The sequence below is a fragment of the Mucilaginibacter sp. GW821-FHT07H05 genome (assembly GCF_059418485.1).
Genome location: NZ_JBWKPY010000007.1, coordinates 188057 through 209018 on the forward strand (window position 1 = coordinate 188057; position 20962 = coordinate 209018).

12 protein-coding genes are annotated in these 20962 nt (G+C 42.5%); 4 read left to right on the forward strand and 8 right to left on the reverse strand.

The genetic code is table 11. The features are described 5' to 3' along the window. Window positions 1–11: 11 nt before the first annotated feature. Genes AC07M6_RS19175 through AC07M6_RS19185 form a run of 3 tightly spaced genes read left to right on the forward strand, consistent with a single transcriptional unit; the run spans window position 12 to window position 5989 of the window. The gene (locus AC07M6_RS19175) at window positions 12–3320 is read left to right on the forward strand and encodes a SusC/RagA family TonB-linked outer membrane protein (protein ID WP_494892227.1); all 3309 of its coding nucleotides are present in this window, start codon (window positions 12–14) and stop codon (window positions 3318–3320) included. Between the two features lie 27 nt (window positions 3321–3347). Then, window positions 3348–5123, forward strand: coding sequence for a RagB/SusD family nutrient uptake outer membrane protein (locus AC07M6_RS19180; RefSeq protein WP_494892229.1), 1776 nt, complete (start codon window positions 3348–3350; stop codon window positions 5121–5123). 26 nt (window positions 5124–5149) lie between these two features. Then, window positions 5150–5989: an endonuclease/exonuclease/phosphatase family protein gene (locus tag AC07M6_RS19185; protein WP_494892231.1), complete on the forward strand. Its 840-nt coding sequence runs from the start codon at window positions 5150–5152 to the stop codon at window positions 5987–5989. Window positions 5990–6231: 242 nt separating this feature from the next. On the opposite strand, the gene AC07M6_RS19190 is transcribed toward AC07M6_RS19185, so the two are convergent. The 8 genes from AC07M6_RS19190 to AC07M6_RS19225 all read right to left on the reverse strand — a co-directional run bounded on the left by AC07M6_RS19190 (window position 6232) and on the right by AC07M6_RS19225 (window position 20381). Then, complete coding sequence (locus AC07M6_RS19190) at window positions 6232–8352, reverse strand: glycoside hydrolase family 2 protein (protein ID WP_494892233.1); 2121 nt, start codon at window positions 8350–8352, stop codon at window positions 6232–6234. Window positions 8353–8392: 40 nt separating this feature from the next. Continuing rightward, complete coding sequence (locus tag AC07M6_RS19195; protein WP_494892235.1) at window positions 8393–9871, reverse strand: RagB/SusD family nutrient uptake outer membrane protein; 1479 nt, start codon at window positions 9869–9871, stop codon at window positions 8393–8395. Between the two features lie 19 nt (window positions 9872–9890). Continuing rightward, the gene (locus AC07M6_RS19200; RefSeq protein ID WP_494892237.1) at window positions 9891–13220 is read right to left on the reverse strand and encodes a SusC/RagA family TonB-linked outer membrane protein; all 3330 of its coding nucleotides are present in this window, start codon (window positions 13218–13220) and stop codon (window positions 9891–9893) included. A 313-nt stretch (window positions 13221–13533) separates the two neighbouring features. After that, window positions 13534–14670 carry a FecR family protein gene (locus AC07M6_RS19205; RefSeq protein WP_494892239.1) on the reverse strand — a complete coding sequence of 379 codons (1137 nt, stop codon included), beginning with the start codon at window positions 14668–14670 and terminating at the stop codon, window positions 13534–13536. Window positions 14671–14709: 39 nt separating this feature from the next. Further along, window positions 14710–15258 (reverse strand): sigma-70 family RNA polymerase sigma factor, encoded by a 549-nt coding sequence (locus AC07M6_RS19210; RefSeq protein ID WP_494892241.1) that lies wholly within the window; start codon window positions 15256–15258, stop codon window positions 14710–14712. Between the two features lie 92 nt (window positions 15259–15350). Then, a complete protein-coding gene (locus AC07M6_RS19215) occupies window positions 15351–17177 on the reverse strand; it encodes a beta-L-arabinofuranosidase domain-containing protein (protein ID WP_494892243.1) in 1827 nt (608 codons plus the stop codon). A gap of 190 nt (window positions 17178–17367) precedes the next feature. Beyond that, window positions 17368–19086 (reverse strand): putative phage tail protein, encoded by a 1719-nt coding sequence (locus AC07M6_RS19220; protein WP_494892245.1) that lies wholly within the window; start codon window positions 19084–19086, stop codon window positions 17368–17370. A 392-nt stretch (window positions 19087–19478) separates the two neighbouring features. Continuing rightward, window positions 19479–20381, reverse strand: coding sequence for an AraC family transcriptional regulator (locus AC07M6_RS19225; RefSeq protein ID WP_494892247.1), 903 nt, complete (start codon window positions 20379–20381; stop codon window positions 19479–19481). Between the two features lie 382 nt (window positions 20382–20763). Between AC07M6_RS19225 and AC07M6_RS19230 the strand changes: the two genes are divergently transcribed. Beyond that, window positions 20764–20955 (forward strand): peptidase associated/transthyretin-like domain-containing protein, encoded by a 192-nt coding sequence (locus AC07M6_RS19230; RefSeq protein WP_494892249.1) that lies wholly within the window; start codon window positions 20764–20766, stop codon window positions 20953–20955. The last annotated feature ends 7 nt before the right edge of the window (window positions 20956–20962 follow it).

Genomic DNA, 20962 nt, shown 5'->3' on the forward strand with positions numbered 1-20962 from the left:
TTTGCATCAATATGAAAAAAAAATTACTACCTCAATTCAAGGTACTGGTCTGCGTTTCCTTTGCGTTTGCATGCGCAATTGTAACTTCGGTGCAGGCTATCGCAGCCGAAAGGCTGAGCAAAACCACCTACCTGGTGGATAAACAGGAATCGGGAACCATCAGCGGAAAGGTGGTTGATGAAAAAGGCGAACCACTTCCCGGGGCCACTATTATTATTAAAGAGCTGAACAAAGCAGTGGTAAGCGCTATCAATGGTACGTTTAGTGTAAGTGTCCCTGTCGGCACCTATACTATTTCTGTTACCTATGTTTCGTATGCTTCAACAACCTTAAACAAAATCGTTGTAAAAGCTGGTGAAAATTTGCCTTTAAACATTACATTAAAAGCCGAATCGGGTACTTTAAATGAGTTGATCATTGTGGGCTACGGCACACAAAAGAGGGCCAACGCTACTGGCGCTGTTGATCAAATTTCTTCCAAGAACCTCGAGAACCGGCCTATCACCAATCTTACACAAGGGCTTCAGGGTATGTTACCCAACCTGAACCTTAAAATGATGGATGGAAAGCCAACGCAATCGCCCAGCTACAATATCAGGGGCACCACCTCCATTGGCCAGGGCGGCAGCGCGCTTATCCTGGTAGATGGGTTTGAAGGTGATCCGAGTTTGCTAAATCCAAATGATATTGAAACCGTGTCTATCCTTAAAGATGCCGCCTCTGCGGCCATTTATGGCGCAAGGGGCGTGTTTGGGGTAGTGCTGATTACCACCAAGAAAGGAGAAAAAGGACGCACCAACGTTTCCTATACTACCAACTACGCCATCAAAGCGCCGATAACCAGGCCTGATTTTGTAACCGATGGCTATACCTGGGCCAAAATGTTTGCAGAAGCGTTTGTTAACGGTGATGGCGCCTTCCCGCAAAATGCAAACAAAACCCAAAAGTTTTCGCAGGCTTATCTGGATGAATTTAAGAAGAGGGCCGAATCGGGACAGCCGTATAACGAGGTTGAAATAAACCCAACCACGGGCGAGTATACTTATTATGGCAATACCGATTATTACGCGGCATTATATAAAAAGAACACCTCGGCATTTGAAAATAACGTGTCGGTAAGCGGCGGAAGCGACAAGGCGACTTTCTTGGTTTCGGCCAGATCATTAAGCCAGGCGGGCTTGTTCAGATACAATAGTGACGATTACGACATGAAAAACCTGCGTGCAAGAGGCTCTGTACAGGTATTTCCCTGGTTAAGTATTGAAAACAATGCCGACTATTCAACAATGAACTACCACAACCCACTAAACGTAGGTGAAGGCGGTGGTATCTGGAGAAACATTGCGGATGAAGGAAAACCGACGATGCCCATATTTAACCCTGATGGCACATTAACTTTTGCTGCGGCTTATACCGTTGGCGATTTCATCTACGGAAAAAATGGCTTTGATACCCGTCGTGAGGTGTTCAGAAATATCACTGGCTTAAGAAGTAATTTCTTTAACAATAAATTCCGTGTGAATGCTGATTTTACATTCCGTAATACGAATAATGACAGGGAGCAAAAAAGGGTCCAGGTTCCGTATAGCAACTTCAAGGGCGTTACTGCTTATGTAGGTACTACCACCAACGATCTGTCCTTCGATCTGCGCGAAACCAGATACCTGGCAACCAATATTTACGGCGAATTTGAAAATCATTTTGGAAAAGACCACTATTTCAAAGCGATGGCCGGCTACAACTATGAGCAGTCTACCTATAACAGGGTGGCCGTGCAACGTAACGGGATCATTTTTGAAGATGCCAGCGATTTAAACCTTGCCCTTGGCCAGGCAATTACAACCGGCGGCGGTTATGAGCAGTGGGCAATCCTGGGCGGGTTCTCCAGGTTGAACTATGCATTTAAAGACAGATATCTTGTTGAAGTAAATGCACGCTATGATGGATCTTCCAAATTCCCGTCTAACCAACGTTACGGATTATTTCCATCCGTTTCTGCAGGCTGGAGAATCAATAACGAGCCATTCTGGCATGTTTCAGATAAACTGATCTCTGACTTGAAATTAAGGGCTTCTTATGGCTCACTGGGTAATGGTAACATTGCTTCTTATGCCTTCCAGGAAATTTTTAACATCAGCCAGTCGGGCGTAATTTTAAATGGTGTAAAGCCGCAAACTACCCGCATCCCTGCTGTGTTGCCAAATGGCCTAACCTGGGAAACATCAACAACCACTAACGTTGGTTTGGATCTGACCATGCTTTCCGGCAAGTTGAACTTCAGCGGCGATGCTTATGTGCGTAAAACCACAGATATGTTCACTTTTGGATTAACACCTCCGGCCGTATTTGGCGCTGATGTGCCGAAAGGTAACTATGCTAATTTAACTACCCGTGGCTGGGAGGTATCATTAACCTGGAACGATAAAATTGGCAATAAAAGTAATCCATTTGGCTATAATATCAGGTTAACCTTGTCGGATAACAAAACGAAGATTGACAAATATAATAATCCTGATAAGCTGCTGAGCGACTACTATGAAGGGCAGACTTTGGGAGAAATTTGGGGGTATGAAACCGAAGGCTTCTTTATAGATGCCGCCGATATTGCCTCACACGCTAAGCAAGATCCGCAGATGAGGGCCTCTCCATCAGGTTTATGGTTTCCCGGAGATATTAAGTTGAGGGATCTGAATGGTGACGGTTTCATCAATGTAGGCGAAAATAAGGTAGGCAAATCTGGCGACAGAAGAATCATCGGCAACTCTGCACCGAGGTATATGTACGGTATTAATCTGGGGGCAAATTGGCATAACTTCTCCCTTTCTACCTTTTTTCAGGGTGTAGGCAAACAACAATGGTATCCAAGTACCGAAACAGAAATGTTTTGGGGACAGTATAACAGGCCATATAATAACATTCCAAAGTTTCAACTGGGGAATATGTGGACGCCGGACCATACAGATGCTTATTTCCCAAGAACCATGTCAAGGGCGGCATCCAGTAATACCAACCGTACATTGGGTGTAGCACAAACGCGGTACTTACAAAACGTGGCTTACCTGCGGTTGAAAAACATCCAGGTTGGATACACTTTGCCGGCAAAATTGATAAACCGTATTGGTATGCGCAGCGCCAAGGTATTCTTCTCAGGCGAAAACCTGTTCACTTATTCGCCAATGTATAAGATCGTCAAGAATACCATCGACGTAGAGAATGCCGTGCCTTCAGATCAGGACCTGAATGCTGGCAGTACCAACGGAGATGGTTATAATTATCCTTTGTTAAAAAGTTACTCTTTTGGCTTAAACATTGGCTTCTAAACCAGAAAACTTAAAAATCAGATCAACATGAAAAAACACTATATATTGATTTTGTTAGGTTGCCTTTGCATTGCAGCCTGCAAAAAGCTGGATCAGCAACCAGAATCTACAGCTTCAAAAAAAGCTGTTTTCGGTACCGAAAATGGGCTGAAATTGTACACGAATTCTTTTTATGGCATGGATTTCCTTCCAAAGAATTCTACCGCTCAGGATGCCATGTCAGATTATCTGGCGGTTAAATCTGTCCCCGATTTTATTCGCGAGGGCGCCTTTAATGCGAGTAATAGTTCGGGCTGGACCTGGAGAGATTTGAGAAACATCAATTATTTTATCCAGAATTGTACCGATCCCGACGTGCCGGCTGCAACCCGCAAGAACTATTTAGGTATTGCCCGTTATTTCAGAGCGTACTTTTATATGGAGAAAGTAAAACGTTTTGGCGATGTACCCTGGATTAACAAACCCCTGGATATTGACGACCCGGCTTTAAATGCAGGTCGCGATAAAAGAGAGATGGTAATGGATTCGGTATTGGCCGATTTGGATTATGCTTGTACCAACATCCAGGCCACTAACGATGCCAGCCGCACCACTATTACAAAATGGGTTGCTTATGCCTACAAATCGAGGGTTTGTCTTTTTGAGGGCACCTTTAGAAAGTACCAGACCGATTTAGGGCTGACAGCTACCGCAGACAGGTGGCTGAACGAAGCGGTATCAGCTTCGGATCAGATCATGAAAAATGGCGGATACTCCATAAATACAGCCGGTGGAGCAGGTGTATCTTATCGCCAGGTATTTACCAGCAATACACCGCTGGCCAACGAGGTATTGCAGGCTGCCGTTGCCGATGTGAATTTAAGTGTACTTAACGAAGCCAACTGGTGGTGGACAAGCGGTACCTATGGCGCAAAAGCAAGTTTTACGCGTACCTTCATCAACACCTATTTAAAGCTGGATGGCACACCATTTACAAATGATCCAAATTACAAAACTATCCTGTTTAAAGATGAGGTTAAAAATCGTGATCTGCGGTTAAAGCAAACCATTCGGTTGGGTGATTATAAAAGGATCACCAACGGTCAGCCGGTTCCGGCACCGCCGGTATTTTCCTATACCTTTACCGGGTATCAGCCTATTAAGTGGACGCTTGACGATACTTATTATGATGCCGGTGCATTAAATACAAATGCTGTTGCACTGTTCCGTTATGCCGAGGTATTGTTAAATTATGCAGAAGCTAAAGCCGAGTTAGGTACTTTAACCAATGCGGAATGGGCATCTACCATAGGCGTGTTAAGGGCAAGGGGCGGCATTACCGCAGGGCTTAGTGCAAAACCAACTGTTGCCGATCCTTATTTAATGACCAACTATTTCCCCGGAATTACTGATCCGACGATATTGGAAATACGCAGGGAGCGCGGTATTGAATTAAGCTTAGAAGGACTTCGTTTCTCCGATCTGTTAAGATGGAAAAGAGGGCCATTGATGGAGCAGGAGTGGAATGGTTTCTATGTACCGGCATTAAACACCCCAATGGATCTGAATGAGGATGGTATCCTGGATGTAGCTTTTTATCAGGGTACACGCCCAACACCTGCCGTAAGCGGTGTTACTTATGTTGATGTTTCGGCAAAAGTAGGTACGGCCACCAATTCGCAATTATTGAAAAATGGCACATCGGGCGAATTAACATGGATGAACGAGATCCCAAGGAAATGGGCCGACCGGAATTACTACTACCCAATTCCATTAGCCGATCTTCAACGTAATCCTAACTTAAAACAAAACAAAGACTGGTAACACTACCTATCATAACATCAACTACAATGAAAATAAAAATTTGGATCATCGCCGCATTTATTTTTGCAATTACACCTATTGTAAAGGCGCAACAGATAACTATCGGCACTTTCAATATCCGGTATGATAATCCCCGTGATACCGGTAATTTATGGGTAAACCGCGCGCCGGTTGTAGCTAATCTTATCCGCTTCCACGGTTTTGATGTGCTGGGTGTACAGGAAGGCCTGAAAAATCAGATAGACGACATCAGTACCGCGCTGCCTGAGTATGCCCGTTATGGCAAAGGCCGGGACGACGGTAAAGACGGCGGAGAACACTCGGCCATCTATTACAGGAAAAGCCGGTTTAAGCTGTTAAATAGTGGCGATTTCTGGTTGTCTGAAACGCCTGAAAAGCCGGGATTAGGTTGGGATGCAACCTGCTGTAACAGGATCTGCTCGTGGGTGTTTTTGCAAGATCTGAAAACCAAAAAGCAGTTCTATGTTTTCAATGTGCATTTCGACCATCAGGGTGTTGTGGCCCGTCGTGAAAGCGGTAAGTTGATGTTAAAACAGATCAGTAAAATTGCAGGCAACGCCCCGGCGCTGTTAACCGGCGATTTAAATGGGGGCAGGGATAGCGAGTGGTACCAACACCTGGCTACATCTAACTACTTGTTTGATACCTATACAAAAGTTAAGTTCCCTTACGCTAATAATTCTTCGATGAATGGTTTCCGGACACCACGTGGCCAGGGCGTAATTGATCATATTTTCATGACCCAGGCATTTACTGCCAACAGGTGGGGGATTTTAACTGACACCTACTACGGCAAATATCCGTCAGACCATTTTCCGGTTTTAGCGGAAGTAGAGCTGAAATAAGATCGAAAAAAATGATGGAGTCGATTCCGTTCAGATTTAAAACGGAATAAAAATCACAAAAGAAGAGGCTGTCTCATAAGTATGGGGACAGCCTCTTTTTCTTTAATTTATTCGGGTAGGTGCTGGAGAACCTTTTCGTATACGCGGTTCTCAGAGCCTCGATTTTACTTTTGAGACAGCCTCTTTAAAAATACTCTTTACATACAAACCGACTTAAAGATCATTTGAATAAAAAGTGATAGCTATTTTTGGTAGCGGGCATGCCATTCCCATACACATTCATCATTCAGGGTCCCTTGTCCCGATTTTGATGTCACCCTGATTTTGTTAACGCCCTGGTTTAATAAAACCTTATCCCAGATCACTCTTCCGAGGCTGTCTTTTTTATTTACTCCGTACGAGATGCCATTAACAAATAGTTCTGAAGCTGGCAAGTTGGTATAGGCCTTTACCGAAACGCTGTTATCACTGCGGTATTTAAATCTTTTTTGTGTGAGGTATAACATCGGCTCGGGGTTCCAATTGGCCTTATAGAAGTAAAAGGCGTCCTTTTTTATTTTCCGGTCGTAGGTGACTAAACCTTTATCATTTATACCTGCTACTTCGCCTTCATTTCTGATAGCCGACCCCAAGTCGGCCAGTAACCAAATAAATTTACCCCATAAAAAAGGGCGGGACTTAAGCTCTGCCCAGTTTAATTCATGAAAAAAAGCCTGTGATTCTTCGGGATGAAATTTACCCCCAGGCTTTAAATTCTGTTGAAAAGCAGTATGCTGATTAGGGCTGCCCCCGGCGCCATATTCACTGATACCGATAGGTTTCAGAGGATATTTAATGTGCATTTCATCTGCCCATACTCCCATATCGCCGGGCGTTCCTCCATACCATCCATAATATTTATTCCAGGCAATCAGGTCGGTTACATGGTTAAATGTATCATCGTCTAAAAATGTCGCGCAAGTTGTTAAACGGCCGGGATCTTCCTTTTTAGCCAGGCTATCCAGCTCTTTGATAAAAGATACAGGATTATCATAATCCAATTTAAGCTCGTTAAACATTCCCCAAAAAAAGATGGAGGGACGGTTGTAATTTTGCCGGATCATTTCTATCAATACCTGTCGCGCCTGTTGCTTAAGATCCGGATTATTGATGTATCCAACACCACGATACCCTCCCGGGCCAATAAGCGGAATTTCAGACCAAACCATTAAGCCCTTTTTATCACACAGATCATAAAAAGTATTGGATTGCGGATAATGTGTAAGCCTAACCGTATTGGCGCCCATTTCCATGATCAGGTTAAAATCAGTTTTTTGATCTAAGCTATCCAATGCCGAGCCTTTATTAAAAACATCTTCATGCCTGCATATACCATTGATATCCATGTGTTTCCCATTCAAAAAAAAGCCGGTTTGAGGATCTACCCGGTAATAACGCAGACCGAGGTGCTCGGTCTGCGCATCAAGCACAATATTATTCTCCAGTAATTTTACGGTAACCCGGTATAAATAAGGGTTGGATTTAGCATTCCAAAGATGAGGCTGATTGATGATAAACCGGCCTGCAATTGATGAGTCACCCTTTTTCAAAGGCACTGTGTGTTCTTCTAAAACGCGATTTCCAGCATCCCTGAGTTGAGTCAGCACCTTTGTTCCGGCCTGATAGCTTTTTATTGAAAGTTTGACGGCGACATCTACCGTAGCGATTTGATCAGAAACGTTACTTTGTTTAAGGTACACACCGGATGCGCCATAGTCGAGCGGAGTAATGCAGTTAGCGGATGTAACCAGTAACGACACCGGCCGGTGAATACCTCCATACAGGTTAAAATCACCCGCCAAGGGCAAAACATCATAACGGAAAGAATTACTGACATGAACCGAAATTTCATTTTCGGAATTAAACAAAACCCAGGGGGTAATTTCCACACAAAACGCGGTATAGCCGCCCCTGTGGGTAGTAACGTAATGTTTATTAATGAAAACGTCGCCAACGGTATTAACACCTTCAAAATACAGGAATAAGCGCTTGTTTGACAGTGTTTGATCTATCACCAGCTTCTTTTCATATGTAGCCGAGGTCCTGTTATATTGTGCAGTATCCTTACCCGGTGCCGCATTCCATGTATGGGGAATATCAATCTGGGTTGTTTTGTAGTTTTTCCGGATATCATAAGTATAATGAAAATCCCAGCGTTTGTTTAGCGGGATTTTATATCTTTTGGCATCGCTGAGCGCTTTATCCAAAAGTTTTATGGTATCGGTTTGCTTATCAGGCACGGTTATCATCCCGGCCTTTGCCTGATTGATGGATAAAAGGACAGTGAAAAGTAATCCTGTTAAGGCAATGAGATTACTTTTCACTGGTTTTATTTGAGGGCATGCCATAAATATCTCTTCAAGCTTACTTAGTATACCCCGGATTCTGATCTATCTTACTTGGGTTGATATCAATTTGCGTTTGAGGTACCGGGAAGATCTTCTGATAATCCTTAATTTGTATCAGTACCCCCTGCGCTAAAAGGTTGTATTTGGCAAAATACGCGTTAAGAACCGGCAGTAAACGGTTAGTGCGCGCCAGGTCAAAAAACCGCTGCCCTTCAAAGCAAAATTCTAAACGCCTTTCATTTTCTATCGCCAGGCGAAGGTCGGTTTGGTTTAAATTGCCTAATGCGGCTGCTTTAGCGCGTGCCCTGATTTGGTTTACATAAGTAACTGCAACCAGGTTGCTCCCGGTTTCATTTAGGCACTCTGCGTACATCAGTAATATGTCTGCATATCTAAGTATCGGATAATCTACGCTGGTTTCATTTTTTGCAACCATGCCCTTATCAACAAACTTTTTAACATAGGGATAAGATACGGTAACACCTTTTGCATTAACATAAGTTGTGGCAAGGGCTATATCTTTTCTTGCATCGGTTGCAGTAAATGCCGCTATGATATCAGGAGTGGGGGCATTAAAGCCGTTCCCTGCGCCAACCTGCACCGCATCGCCTGAGTTTTCGGGCACAAAATTGACAAAAGCCGCTGCGCCCTGCCCGATACCACCCCTGGTATATTGAACTGAAAATAAAATTTCCTTGTTATTGCCGTTATCATAACGGAAGATGTCGGCGTAATTGGTTAGTAACGTATACTGATTGGCATCAATAACTGATTTAAGAATGGGTAAAGCGTCCGCAAATTTACTTTGATAAAGCAACACTTTCCCCAACATGCCTTTGGCCGAATTTGAGGTTACCCGTCCGCCATCTGCCGCGGCTGTATATGAAGACGGCAGAAGAGTTGCCGCGTCAGACAGATCGCTTTCTATCTGACTGTATAGGGCAGCAACCGATTCGCGGCCATAGCTATAGGCTTCCTGCGTATCAGCCAGCTCTTTCAGTATCAGCGGTACCCGTCCAAACGTTTTAACAAGCGTAAAATAAAAATAGGCCCTTAAAAATTTAGCCTCGCCGGTATACTGTTTTTTTGCAGCCTCGGTCATAGGCACATCATTAATCCTTGCAATAATGATATTGGCCCTGCTAATTCCGGTATAGCAATTATTCCAACGGTTATTTAAAATAGTTGATGATGCCGCCCCTGAAGGGGTTACCAGGAAATTATCAAAATCACAATGACCGCTCAAACACGATCCTGTATTTGCGTAGGTATCGTCGGTTGGCAAGTCGCCAAATATAAAATCAGACCCATTGATGCCGGCAAGCTGTAAAGCAGCATAGGTGGCGTTTACGGCATTTTTGAAATCGTTTGCGGTATTATAAAATTGCTGCGCCGTGCCTGATGCAACCGGAGTCAGTTCAATAAAATTATTTTTGCACCCGGGGAACAACGAGAAGAGGATTAAAAAGACTATATATATTTTGATAGTTTTCATTTTTTGAATTTTAAAGATGTTACAGGGACAAGTTGATACCTAATGTAAAAGTGCGGGGAAGCGGATAAACGCCGTAATCAATTCCGGGCGCCGTTACCGATTCGCCATTGAGGTTTGTTTCCGGGTTATAACCGATATACTTTGAGAAGGTATAGAGGTTTTGGATACCAAAGTTTAACCTCGCTGATGAAAGATGGGCCCTTTTTATTAAACCCGATGGTAACCCATAACTCAAAGTGATATTCCGTATTCTTAAATAAGAGGCATCATACAACCATCTGGCAACACTCGATTCTGTTAGCCCGGGCGAAAGTGCATTTGCCGGGGTAATTTTGGTATAAGTTCCGCTACCCGGCTGGTCGGGTGATACCCAGCGGTTTAATGCCGATTCCGTTAGTTGGTTTAAAGATAATCCGTTTGTTCCGATAAATCGTTCAGACAGGAAAAAGACCTTTCCTCCCTGCACCCCCTGCAATTGTATGTCTAAACTTAACTTTTTATAAGAAAAATGATTATTGATACCATATATAAAATCGGGCGCGTTTTTGCCCAGGATAGTTCTGTCATTAGAGGTGATCTTTCCGTCCCCGTCGGTATCGATAAACTTGGTGTCGCCTGGCCCCGAACTCGCGTTGAATTTCATTTCCGGGTGAGCGTTTACCTCTGCTTGATCTTTAAATATCCCCGCGATAGGATAGCCGAAGAATGCACCTAAGGCACCCCCAACCTGGGTGATCTGGGTGACCGTATTTTCGCTGGTGACTATAATCGGCTCGTTATTTTTACCCAATTGAAGCACCTTATTGGTGTTTTTTGACAGGTTAAGATTGGTGGACCATAGAAAGTTGGTGGTTTTAATGTTTTTTGAATTTACCTCAATTTCAAATCCGCTGTTCCTGATCTTCCCCACATTGCCAAAGGTTGATGTAAAGCCGGTTAGGGAAGGGACCGGGATACTGTACAGCAGGTTGTCGGTTACCCGATTGTAGTAATCAATGGCCAAAGTGAACCGCTCGTTAAGTATGCCCACATCAAGCCCTACATCGGTTTGGCGGTTTTCTTCCCAGGTTAGGTCGGGGTTAGAGAATCCGCTTGGCGCATACCCGGTAGCCAAGGTACCGTCCCCGGTCCCAAAGCTGTAGTTGTATTTGGCCAGTAAAGCCTGCCATCTGTAATTCCCGATATTGAAATTACCGGTTACACCGTAACTTGCCCGTAATTTCAAATTGCTGATAAAGGACTGCTTCTTCATAAAATCCTCTTCTGAAGCTATCCAGCCAACCGATAAGGAAGGGAATACCGCCCATTTATTATTCGGGGCAAACCGGCTGGAGCCATCCCGCCTGATGGAGGTGGTTAATAGGTATTTACCTTTATAGGCATAATTAGCGCGCCCTAAATAACTTAAAAGGCTCCATTGCTCTTTGTTGGCTGTTGACGTAATAATCGATGCACCGCTTACGTAGTTCACCAGGTCATTATCGAACGTTCCGCTTTGCCCTGTTAAAACAGAGACCTCCGCATTGTTCTTTTCGGCCGAAAACCCTGCTAAAAGTGTAAGATCGTGTACTTTATTAAACACCTTTTTATAAGTGGCCGTATTAGACCAGGCAAACCTCATGCTTCTATTCTCGTTATGGGAGCTGGCTATATTGTTGATATTGCCATTAGGCGATTCTGGTGTCATTGCCGCCACACTGCCTATGCTTATGGTTGACGGGCGATAATAATTTTGCCAGTAGTTACGAAAGTCGCCCCCAAGGCTTGTTCTGATGGTTATGTCGGGTATTGGCTTCAATTCGGCAAAGATATCGCCGGTTACCCTTGCACTTTCTCTTTGGTTCTTGTAATCAGGATCTTCTAAAACTTGCAGCGGAGAACTGATTTGAGAGTATCCTGTTGAAACATATTCAGGGTTCCCCAGTACACCGCCGTACAAACCGCCGTCATACCTGGGCGTAACTGTTGGAGGCAGGGTTAAAGCCTTTAATATAATGCCCCCATCTCCGGAAGTGGGGTGCCCGTCTGTTTGCCTGATATTCTCGACCGTATAGCTGGGGGTCAGGTTAACACCTACCTGAACAGCCTTACTGAGCTTACTGTTGACGTTGATTTTTGCAGCATATCGTTTAAAGTCCGTTGCTTTAATTATTCCATCCTGCGTAAAGTAATTGCCTGAAATATAATAGGTCGTGTTCGCATTTCCTCCCTGGGCAGAAAGCTGGTAATTACTCAATGGCGCTTTGCGGAATATTTCATTTTGCCAGTTGGTGTTTGGCAGCGCGCCCGGATTATCAAAGCTTTGCGGGTAATTATAATTTTGACCGTTTTTAGTACGTTGTCCATTGGGGATATTGATATCTCCGCCAACTGACGCCCAATTGGCTGCCTGGCCAGCTTTTTCAAATTCAATGTGCTGGTCGCGATCCAAAACGTCTATTTTTTTACTAACTGCCTGGATGCCTGTTGAGAGTGAAAAGTCAATTTTTGACTGTCCGGCTTTCCCTTTTTTGGTAGTAATAATAACAACCCCGTTTCCTCCTCTCGATCCATAAATTGCTGCAGAAGCCGCATCCTTTAACACGTCTACCGATTCAATATCATTAGGGTTCATGGCGTTGATATCATCCGAATTTTCCATCGGCACCCCATCAATAACGTATAATGGCATGTTAGAAGCGCTGATAGAGCCCGTGCCCCTGATCCGCACAACCGGGTTACTTCCCGGCCTGCCGGTGCCTGATTGTACTGCAACCCCGGGCAATTGCGCTGCCATATCATCCAGGATGTTTTTGCCTATCTGGTTTTCCAGATCTTTGGCGGAAATTGAAGAAACCGCACCGGTGATCATCGCTTTTCTTTGTGTACCGTAACCTACAACTACAACTTCATTTAAAGCGCTGTTGCCTTTGATGAGGACGATATTCAGCTGCTTATCAGAAGTGAGAACCACTTCCTGGCTTTGATAGCCGATATAAGAGAAAACCAGGGTCTGACCGATATCAGCTAAAATATTGAAACTGCCGTTCACATCCGATACCGTACCTCCGCTTGATCCCTTTAATTTAATAGAAACCCCCGGTAAGGACAGGCGGTCATCGGAGGAGGTAACCGTGCCTGTTATTCTTGTTTTTTTAGCAGAACGATCACCGTCCGGAGTTATTTTTTCTGCGTTTTTTTTTAAAACGATCAGTTTATCATTAAAGCTCCATTCAACCGGGTACCCTTTAAATAGGGTTGACAATACTGCGGCGAGATCGGAGCCGGCAAAATTTATGCTTTTGATCTTTTCCTGGTCATTAATAACACTATTATTATAAAAAACAGTGTAGCCGGTCTGTTTTTTCACTTCGTCAAAAACTTCCTTGAAGCTGACATTAGTTTTTGACCATGTGAATTTATTAGAATTTTGTGCAAGACCTTTTGAGGAGCACAAGCTTAAAGAAAAAATAGAAAGTAGAATAATAAATAACGATTTCTCCATAACTGATATATTAAGTTAATTATAATTTGGTAACTATAAGACTTAATAAAAGGGGGGATGGGTGAAAGGTCTCCGAAAAACAGTTTGAAAAAACATTACCGTCGCGTTTTTTGTACCTTGATTGACGTAAATGGGGAGTCAAAACTAACCAGGAGGTCAATTACGGAGTTGAAACAAGTTAGCGGAAAATACGGACTACGTTGCCCTTTATTTCTGTCTTAATATTTGAAGATGTTTCGAGGCTGCTCAAAAAAAGCTGGATGGGTTTGTCTTTATAGATCACTCCGGAAATTTTAGAATTTGAAATATCAGGGTCATCAATGATCACCCTAACATCGTACCAGCGCTTTAAAATTTCCGATATATTCTTTAAAGACATATTATTAAAATTCTCTTCACCACTTATCCATGATACCTCTGTTTGCTCATTAAACAACTCATCTGTATATCCATTAATGCCTGTATAGGCTTTATGTCCCGGTTGCAAAATATGTGATAGGTTTCCTGATTGAAGTAAAACCTTACCTTCAACCAGAGACGTGGTTATTTTTTGTAAATTATAGGCATTCACATTAAACGTAGTTCCCAATACCTGTATGTTTGAGGTAGCGGCATGTATAATAAAAGGGCTTTCTTTGTTTTTTGCAACTTTGAAAAAGCCTTCCCCTTCAAGGTAAACTTCTCTAAGTGTTGCTGAAAACACAGACGGAAATCTCAGCTTCGACTGGGAGTTTAACCATACCTGCGTCCCATCGTTCAGGGTGATCTGATAATCAAATTTTGCAGGGACCGATAAGGTCATCCATTCCACCTTGTTTCCGGAGGGCACGTACTCCATTTTATTTTGCGCCTGCGATACCTTAACATTACCCAGGTTCACCGTCCCCTTTTTATGAGCGGATAGATCGAAACTTTTTCCATTGGCAACGTCAATCCTTACACCCATGGCCGTTAGTCCGGCCGGGCTTTTCGGGCCCTGGTGCTTGTCGTAATATAAATTGTAGTAAACAACACTTATAAGCGTTATCAATAAAACAGCTGCGATAGAAAACCACCGCATTTTTGCTGTGGTCCCTAAGCGCTTGCTTGCAGAAAGCTTATCCTGCAAAACCATCCAATGCTCGCCCGAGTCTAAGCTGTCTATGTAATTTTTAGCTTTGCCCGAATTAAGCTTTTGCTGCAATAACATCCACTGATTGCTGACAGTAGTATCGCTCTTCAATAATTCCTCGATCCATATATTATCTGAAGGACTAATAGTTCCGGCGATCTTTTCTATCAATAAACTTTCTATTTCGTCTTTATTATGATCCATACCTATTGTTAAGACAGAGAAGTATTCAAAATGGGTGAATTACTTAAAATTGTGCAACCTGCTTTTTAGTGTTTTAACAGCCAGCTTTAAGTGTGTCTTTAAAGAATTGATGGTAATACCCATTTCACCAGCGGCTTCCTTATAGGGCTTTCCCTGCATATATACCAAATCAAAGGCGTGTAACCGCTGACCGGGAAGTTCATTAATAATTTTATCAATACCCCGGGTAATTTCATTCCGTTCCAAAACATCAACATCTGTATGTTCTTCAAAATTCAACAGATAGTTGTCGAGCCGTCTTTTATCTGTAGCATTTTTAGAAATCCTGCTGAGGCATTTATTTCTGACAGATGTGCGTAAATATGACTTTATGGACGAATTAATGTTCAAATAAAGCTTGCGGTCCCAAATTTCAATAAACAATACCTGAACAACGTCATCTGATTCCATTTCATCGCCAAGTATATTAAAAGCGTCTAAACTAAGCAGTTTGTGATATTTTAGAAAAAGCTCCTTATAAGCAGACATATTGCCTCCTTTAAGCTCATTTAGCAGTACATCATCATTATTGTTATTGCCCATTGCCATGTGACAATTTAGTTTAAATCAATCATTATTAATAATACATGTCGGGTATAAGCGGCCGGATATTTATATCAAATATACAATATTACTCATGCTTAATTACCTTTCCATGGTTCAATCATGGAGTTATCCTGTTCAAAATGATTAGTTAATTTCCTGGGCACAAACAAGAAATCAAAAAGCATATACCCATGTTTGCTGAATGTCATTTCGGATATTGGGCGCAACATGGTTATTGCATACGATGGATAACCGCCATGCGCGTAATAAGCCTTAAGGTAGCCGTCATGGAAACCGGTAGCCGTTCCGCCATTTGTCGCCTTTATGGTTTGGCTGTATATTGTATTTGCATTAGGCTCGGCAGTGAAAACCGGATCTAATTTATCATCTACCCCCAGGAGATAAGGACCATAGAAAATTTTGCCCTTTATCGGATCCTGGATTTTCGCCAGGTCAATTCTTTTTTTGTCGCTATTTAAAACCTGTAGTTTGTAATCAAACCCGATTACAATAATATCATTAACACCAATTGCCTGATTGACAACCACCTGATTATCTTTAACAATTGCAGGTATTGGTTTACCATTAAAAGTAATTACCGGATGATCTGCCCAGGATGGTATCCTTAACGCCAGCTTAGTTTGAGGTGCAAGCCATTTCTTAATCCTGATTTGATAATAGTGCTTAGGGTTTTTGCCGCTTTTTTTATCTATTACCAGCTTAATCCGCTCGTCTTCGTAGGTGGTTTCAACGTATAGATTTAATTGGTAGGTCTCATTTTTGAAGCCCAGCATGTCACGCTTTTTTATTTCCTGCATGGCTCTTAAGCAATGCATAGTACAACACCACCAGGATGCATGTAAATAATCCGGCCGGGCGCCTGCATCGGTAATCAGGTGATGACCAAAGTCGCCGGTATAATACTGGTTAAAATAAAATGCGTTATAAAGGGCGAACTCACCATATTCCAGGTATTTTTCACTTCCGGTAAGTTTATATAAATGAAAACTTAGCCGCACAAAATCAGCGGTTGAGCAACCTTCATCTCTTTCATCCTTTTGCCTTCCAAAATATTCGCGGACACTCCCAAACGAGGTAAAATCCTCGGAATTTACTAAGTCGTCGTACGCGTTTTTTACAAAACTTAACTGGTTTGCGTTGCCGGTATATTCAAATAACTTTAAAACGCCCCTTAAAGTGGCTAAGTAACCGTGACTGTGCTGGTTTCCTCTTTTAGGTAAAAGGGTGTAGGTATTTGCTGCTGTTATCGCGTACTTATTATTACCGGTTATTTGGGCTAAAGTGGCTAATCCTTCTATATATTGTGTAAAGCAAATGATGCCCGTGGCGCCCATACCTTCTAATTTCTTGATCACCACAGGAGATGAGCAATAATCCCATATTTTTAAATAGAAGTCCCCGAGTTTTTGTGCAGCGGCCAGCGCTGCCGGGTCTTTGTAGTTTTTATAATATTCGAGTAAGCCTATTAAAAGCCGCCCGTTACCCCATAATAAGGCCATTTGCTGGGGGCCAATTTCCTTTTCAGAAAAAACAAGGGACGAATCGCCAAAACGGCCATCTTTTGCCTGGAACGAGATTAATTTTGTGGCCAAAGCCCTTAAATCAAGTTTAAGGGTCTTATGGTCCACAAGTGATAAGGTTTCAAGGTATCTTCCGGATAGGTCTCCGCTGAAGTTATAAAATCTGCGGGGGTTATTTTTATTGATATTTACATCGGCCAACACAAAATCTTCTGTGAAGACCGGTTGCATTTTGTGATCAAGCAGCCTGTCGAGCGCTAATTTAAATCTTCGGTCAAACTCTCCTGAACCGGGTATTTCTCTTGTTTTTTCATTTTGTCCCCAGGAAGTATTGATAAATAAGAAAATAAACGCAGGCAATAGCACATGAAGTTTTATCATTACTTAACTATAATAATCGGTTTATACTATAAGACTTATTTTTGAAACAAATGGGTGAAGGCTTGGTGATAAATATTATAAAAAAAATCAGCTCTTCGTGTTATTTGATTGAACAAAAACACGAAGAGCATGAATTGAATTAGCATTCCATAGCTAAAAATCAGGCCGCGTGGCTACTGCTATACCCGCCTTATTCGGTTAAGGTTAAATTACCATCCGCCTTGGCAAAGAAATAAAAAGTGCCGCTGGTGGCATTTACCGGGGTGGCATAAAGCCTGTTACCTGATATGGTAAACGTAAATGAAGGGTGACTGGCCCCGGCCCCGGTTATAAGCCCCAAACGGGCTATTACTGAAACCTCCGGTGATGTAGATGTACTGCTTTTATTTACAATGAGATAGTAAGTAGTGGTATTAGCGCTTGATGTGACAGCGTTTTTTGCGTTGATCACAATCACCCCGCCGTAAGTAGTAGTATTTGACGCCGCGTCTAAAAGTCCCAATAAATTAACAGGGGTTGTGTTATTGATTGTTGTAAGGGATTTAGTGATGTTACTCTCTGCAACATAACTTCCCCAAGGCTCGGCATTGGAAACGATGCCTGTTTTATAGAACACTTTCAGGTTGGATATTACATTGTAATTATTTTTTTGAAAGATCTGTGTAAACGCATTTCCAGCCCGGATAATGTAATGGGTGATCAGGGAAAGGTCCTGCGTACCAAAATAGTTGGTGAAAGTATTGGCGTAATTAATGGTGTTTGCAGTAACGTTTACCTGCCCATACGTGGTACTATCAATCTCCACAACGTTTCCTGAAAATTTGTTGATGATGTTTCCGCTTACATTCATCGCCAGATCGGTAATTGTTCCCGTGGCCCTGACGAGGCTATAAACGCCTTTTTGGCCACACCAGGCAAAGTTGTTCCCGGTAACATTTAGGTTTTTACAGTTTTCAACCAAAACACTCTCTTCTCCGGATTCAAAAAAATTATTGTTGGCCACAACAATCCAGTCCGATTGCTTTTCGAGTTTCAAATGATTTTTTTTATTGACTCTTTGACTAACTGTTGACGGCATAAAAATGGTGTTTCCTAAATAGCGCAAACCGTCGATACCATTACAATAAACCGCGGTTATCAGTGTATTATTAGCCACGTTTCCCGAAAAAGTACAGTCGCTGGTGGTCATCCACGATGCTGCCGACGCCCTGTCTACGTAAAAACAATAGTTAACATCGTTAAAGTAATTGGCATCGGTTATTTCAATCATAGCGTTATAGTGTACGCCTCCTCCTTCGGGTTTTACATAAACAGATTTGTCGCAGCCATTGAACACGTTCCCGGAGATCTTTAATTTCCTGCAATTTTTAATTTGAATGGCGTTCCCGGTTTGCGTAAAGGTAAGTCCGCTGATAGTTGCCGAATAGGTCCGAAGCGTATCATCGCCGATATTAATGGTTCCCAATAGATTTGCTTTGTAGCCTAAGAGGTTTACATTAGCTTTGGTGAGGGTAACCGAAGTGAATTTATAAGCTCCCTTTTCAAAACAGATCGTCTGGAATTCTTTTGCCTGGCTGAAGCAGTTTTGAATAGCTGTTTGATCGTTGGTGATGCCATCGCCAACAGCACCGAACCAACTTACGCTAATTGGCCCGGTAAAAATCCGCTTCCATCTGTTACCATCAGCATCAACCAGAACGGTTCCTGTGTTATCAGCCGATGTATGGTCTGATACATCCTTATACCAGTTACCGGTTCCATAATCGGTTGATGATGCGTGTTTGTAAGGCTTCCCGCTAAGGGCGCGCAATTGAGCAATTGTTCCGGTAAAAGCTGCCAGGGAATCGGTTTGAGCCAGCAGCGGCAATGAAAGCCCCAGGAACACAAGGAGTAATAAAGTTTTTCTCATCTTAATTTTGGTTAGTTTTTGTGTACTTATTACTTAGACCAATTTATTTAACATATGGGTTAAGCAGATACGAGGGAAAGCAATATGGCAAGCACAGAAAAATGATATCGGATGAAGCAGTTGCGGTTCCTGCCGGATGCATTGCCGGAGCAATGCGAAGGGACCGGAAATTCGGGCTGGTTCAGCTACAGTAAAAACAGCGGGACCCAGTGATTTGTACTCCTGCCCCTTATACATGCGAGCCTATTTAGGGATCATTTGAAGCGTATGGCGCGTATGAATTTTGGCGTTAGGAGTGATGGGAAGGGATATATTGATAAACAACTAACTATTGTTAGTCAACTTTTTAGAATGGTTTTTATTCCAGCAGGTCTTAAACAAATTTATGTTTTTTACTTTACTGCAGACCTTTGCTGGCGGTATTCTTTGGGGCCATAGCCCATGGTTTGTGTAAATAGCCTTGAAAAATAAAGTGGGTCGCTGATCCCTACTTTTAATGCGATCTCCCTTATCCTTAATTCAGTGAACTGTAAATACTGACAAGCTTTTTGAATTTTAAGGTGATTAAAATAGTCGATGGGGGAAAATCCTGTTTTTTTCTTAAAAAGAGATGAATAATGGCTCACCGAAAGATTGGCGGATGCCGCCAGTGCCGAAAGGGCTAAGGGCTTTTCAAAATGCCTTTGCATAAACAGTATTGACTTTTCAACCGGCCCGGAGTTGGATTCTTCATAACCGATAGCCAACCGGTCGCCGAACGCGAATGAGCTTAGGTACTGAACAAACAATAGATTTACATAAGTCAGATTTTCAGGGCTGTAGCCTTGTTCTAAAAAATTATACAGCCGGTCGAAAATGAGGATACGATCATCCACAAATTCTGCAGCGTACTTGTAGTTCTGTTCTTTTGAGTAGATCAGATTTACAAGCGCATCTGACTGCGGGCCTACAAAATGACACCAATAAATGGTCCAGGGACTCTTTTCGTTTGATTCGTATGAGTGCTTAACGCCCCTGGGGATAATAAAAAATTCGCCCGGGCCAATGTTGAAATTGCGTGAACCTATGCCTACGGTTCCCTTTCCATCAATACAATAAATTAAAATATTTTGTGCTGCCCCGGCTGGGCGCTCCCTTTTATGAAACTTTGCTTTTGGGTAATAGCCAATATCGGTTACATAAGCGCCTTTAATAGCCTCGTTCTCTACACAAAATTTGGCCAGCACAGATTGTGGTAGCACGATAGCGCGCTGGCCTTCGAAGCCATCTTTTTTAAAATTCAAATCGCTGCTCATATCAGTGCCATTAATATCAGAATGTTAAAACTAACAGAATTGAATAAAACTGTGTTATAAAAGTAATATTATCTATATAAACATAAATATTGTCCATGATTTCAGCCGGTCATCCATCTTTTACAAAAACAGAAAGTATAGATGGTATTTGAAATAATGGCAAAAAAATGCTTTGTTATAGGGTGAAATTACCATAGTTGTACGCTTTGTACACATGGGGAACCCTTTTTAGTTGGCGTGTATTTATGAGTTCATGATGTATAACAAATAGCTGCTGGCGTTTCAATGCGTAATATTATCCATATAATACAAAGTATCGTCTATACTAAGCGTCTTTACAGCACTTAAATTTGTTGGACGTTTTATAATCCTAAATGTAATTATGAGAACAAAATTTACGCTAACCCAGGTGTTGCTATTGCTCTGCACCCTGGTTTTTGCGCAAACAAAACCAATTAAAGGGCGCGTAACAGACCATGCCAACCAAACGCTGATGGGCGTGAGTATCCTGCTGAAAGGCACCGGGACTGCTACCACAACTGATGTGTCCGGCACCTTGGGTAAATTCCAATAAAAGATCA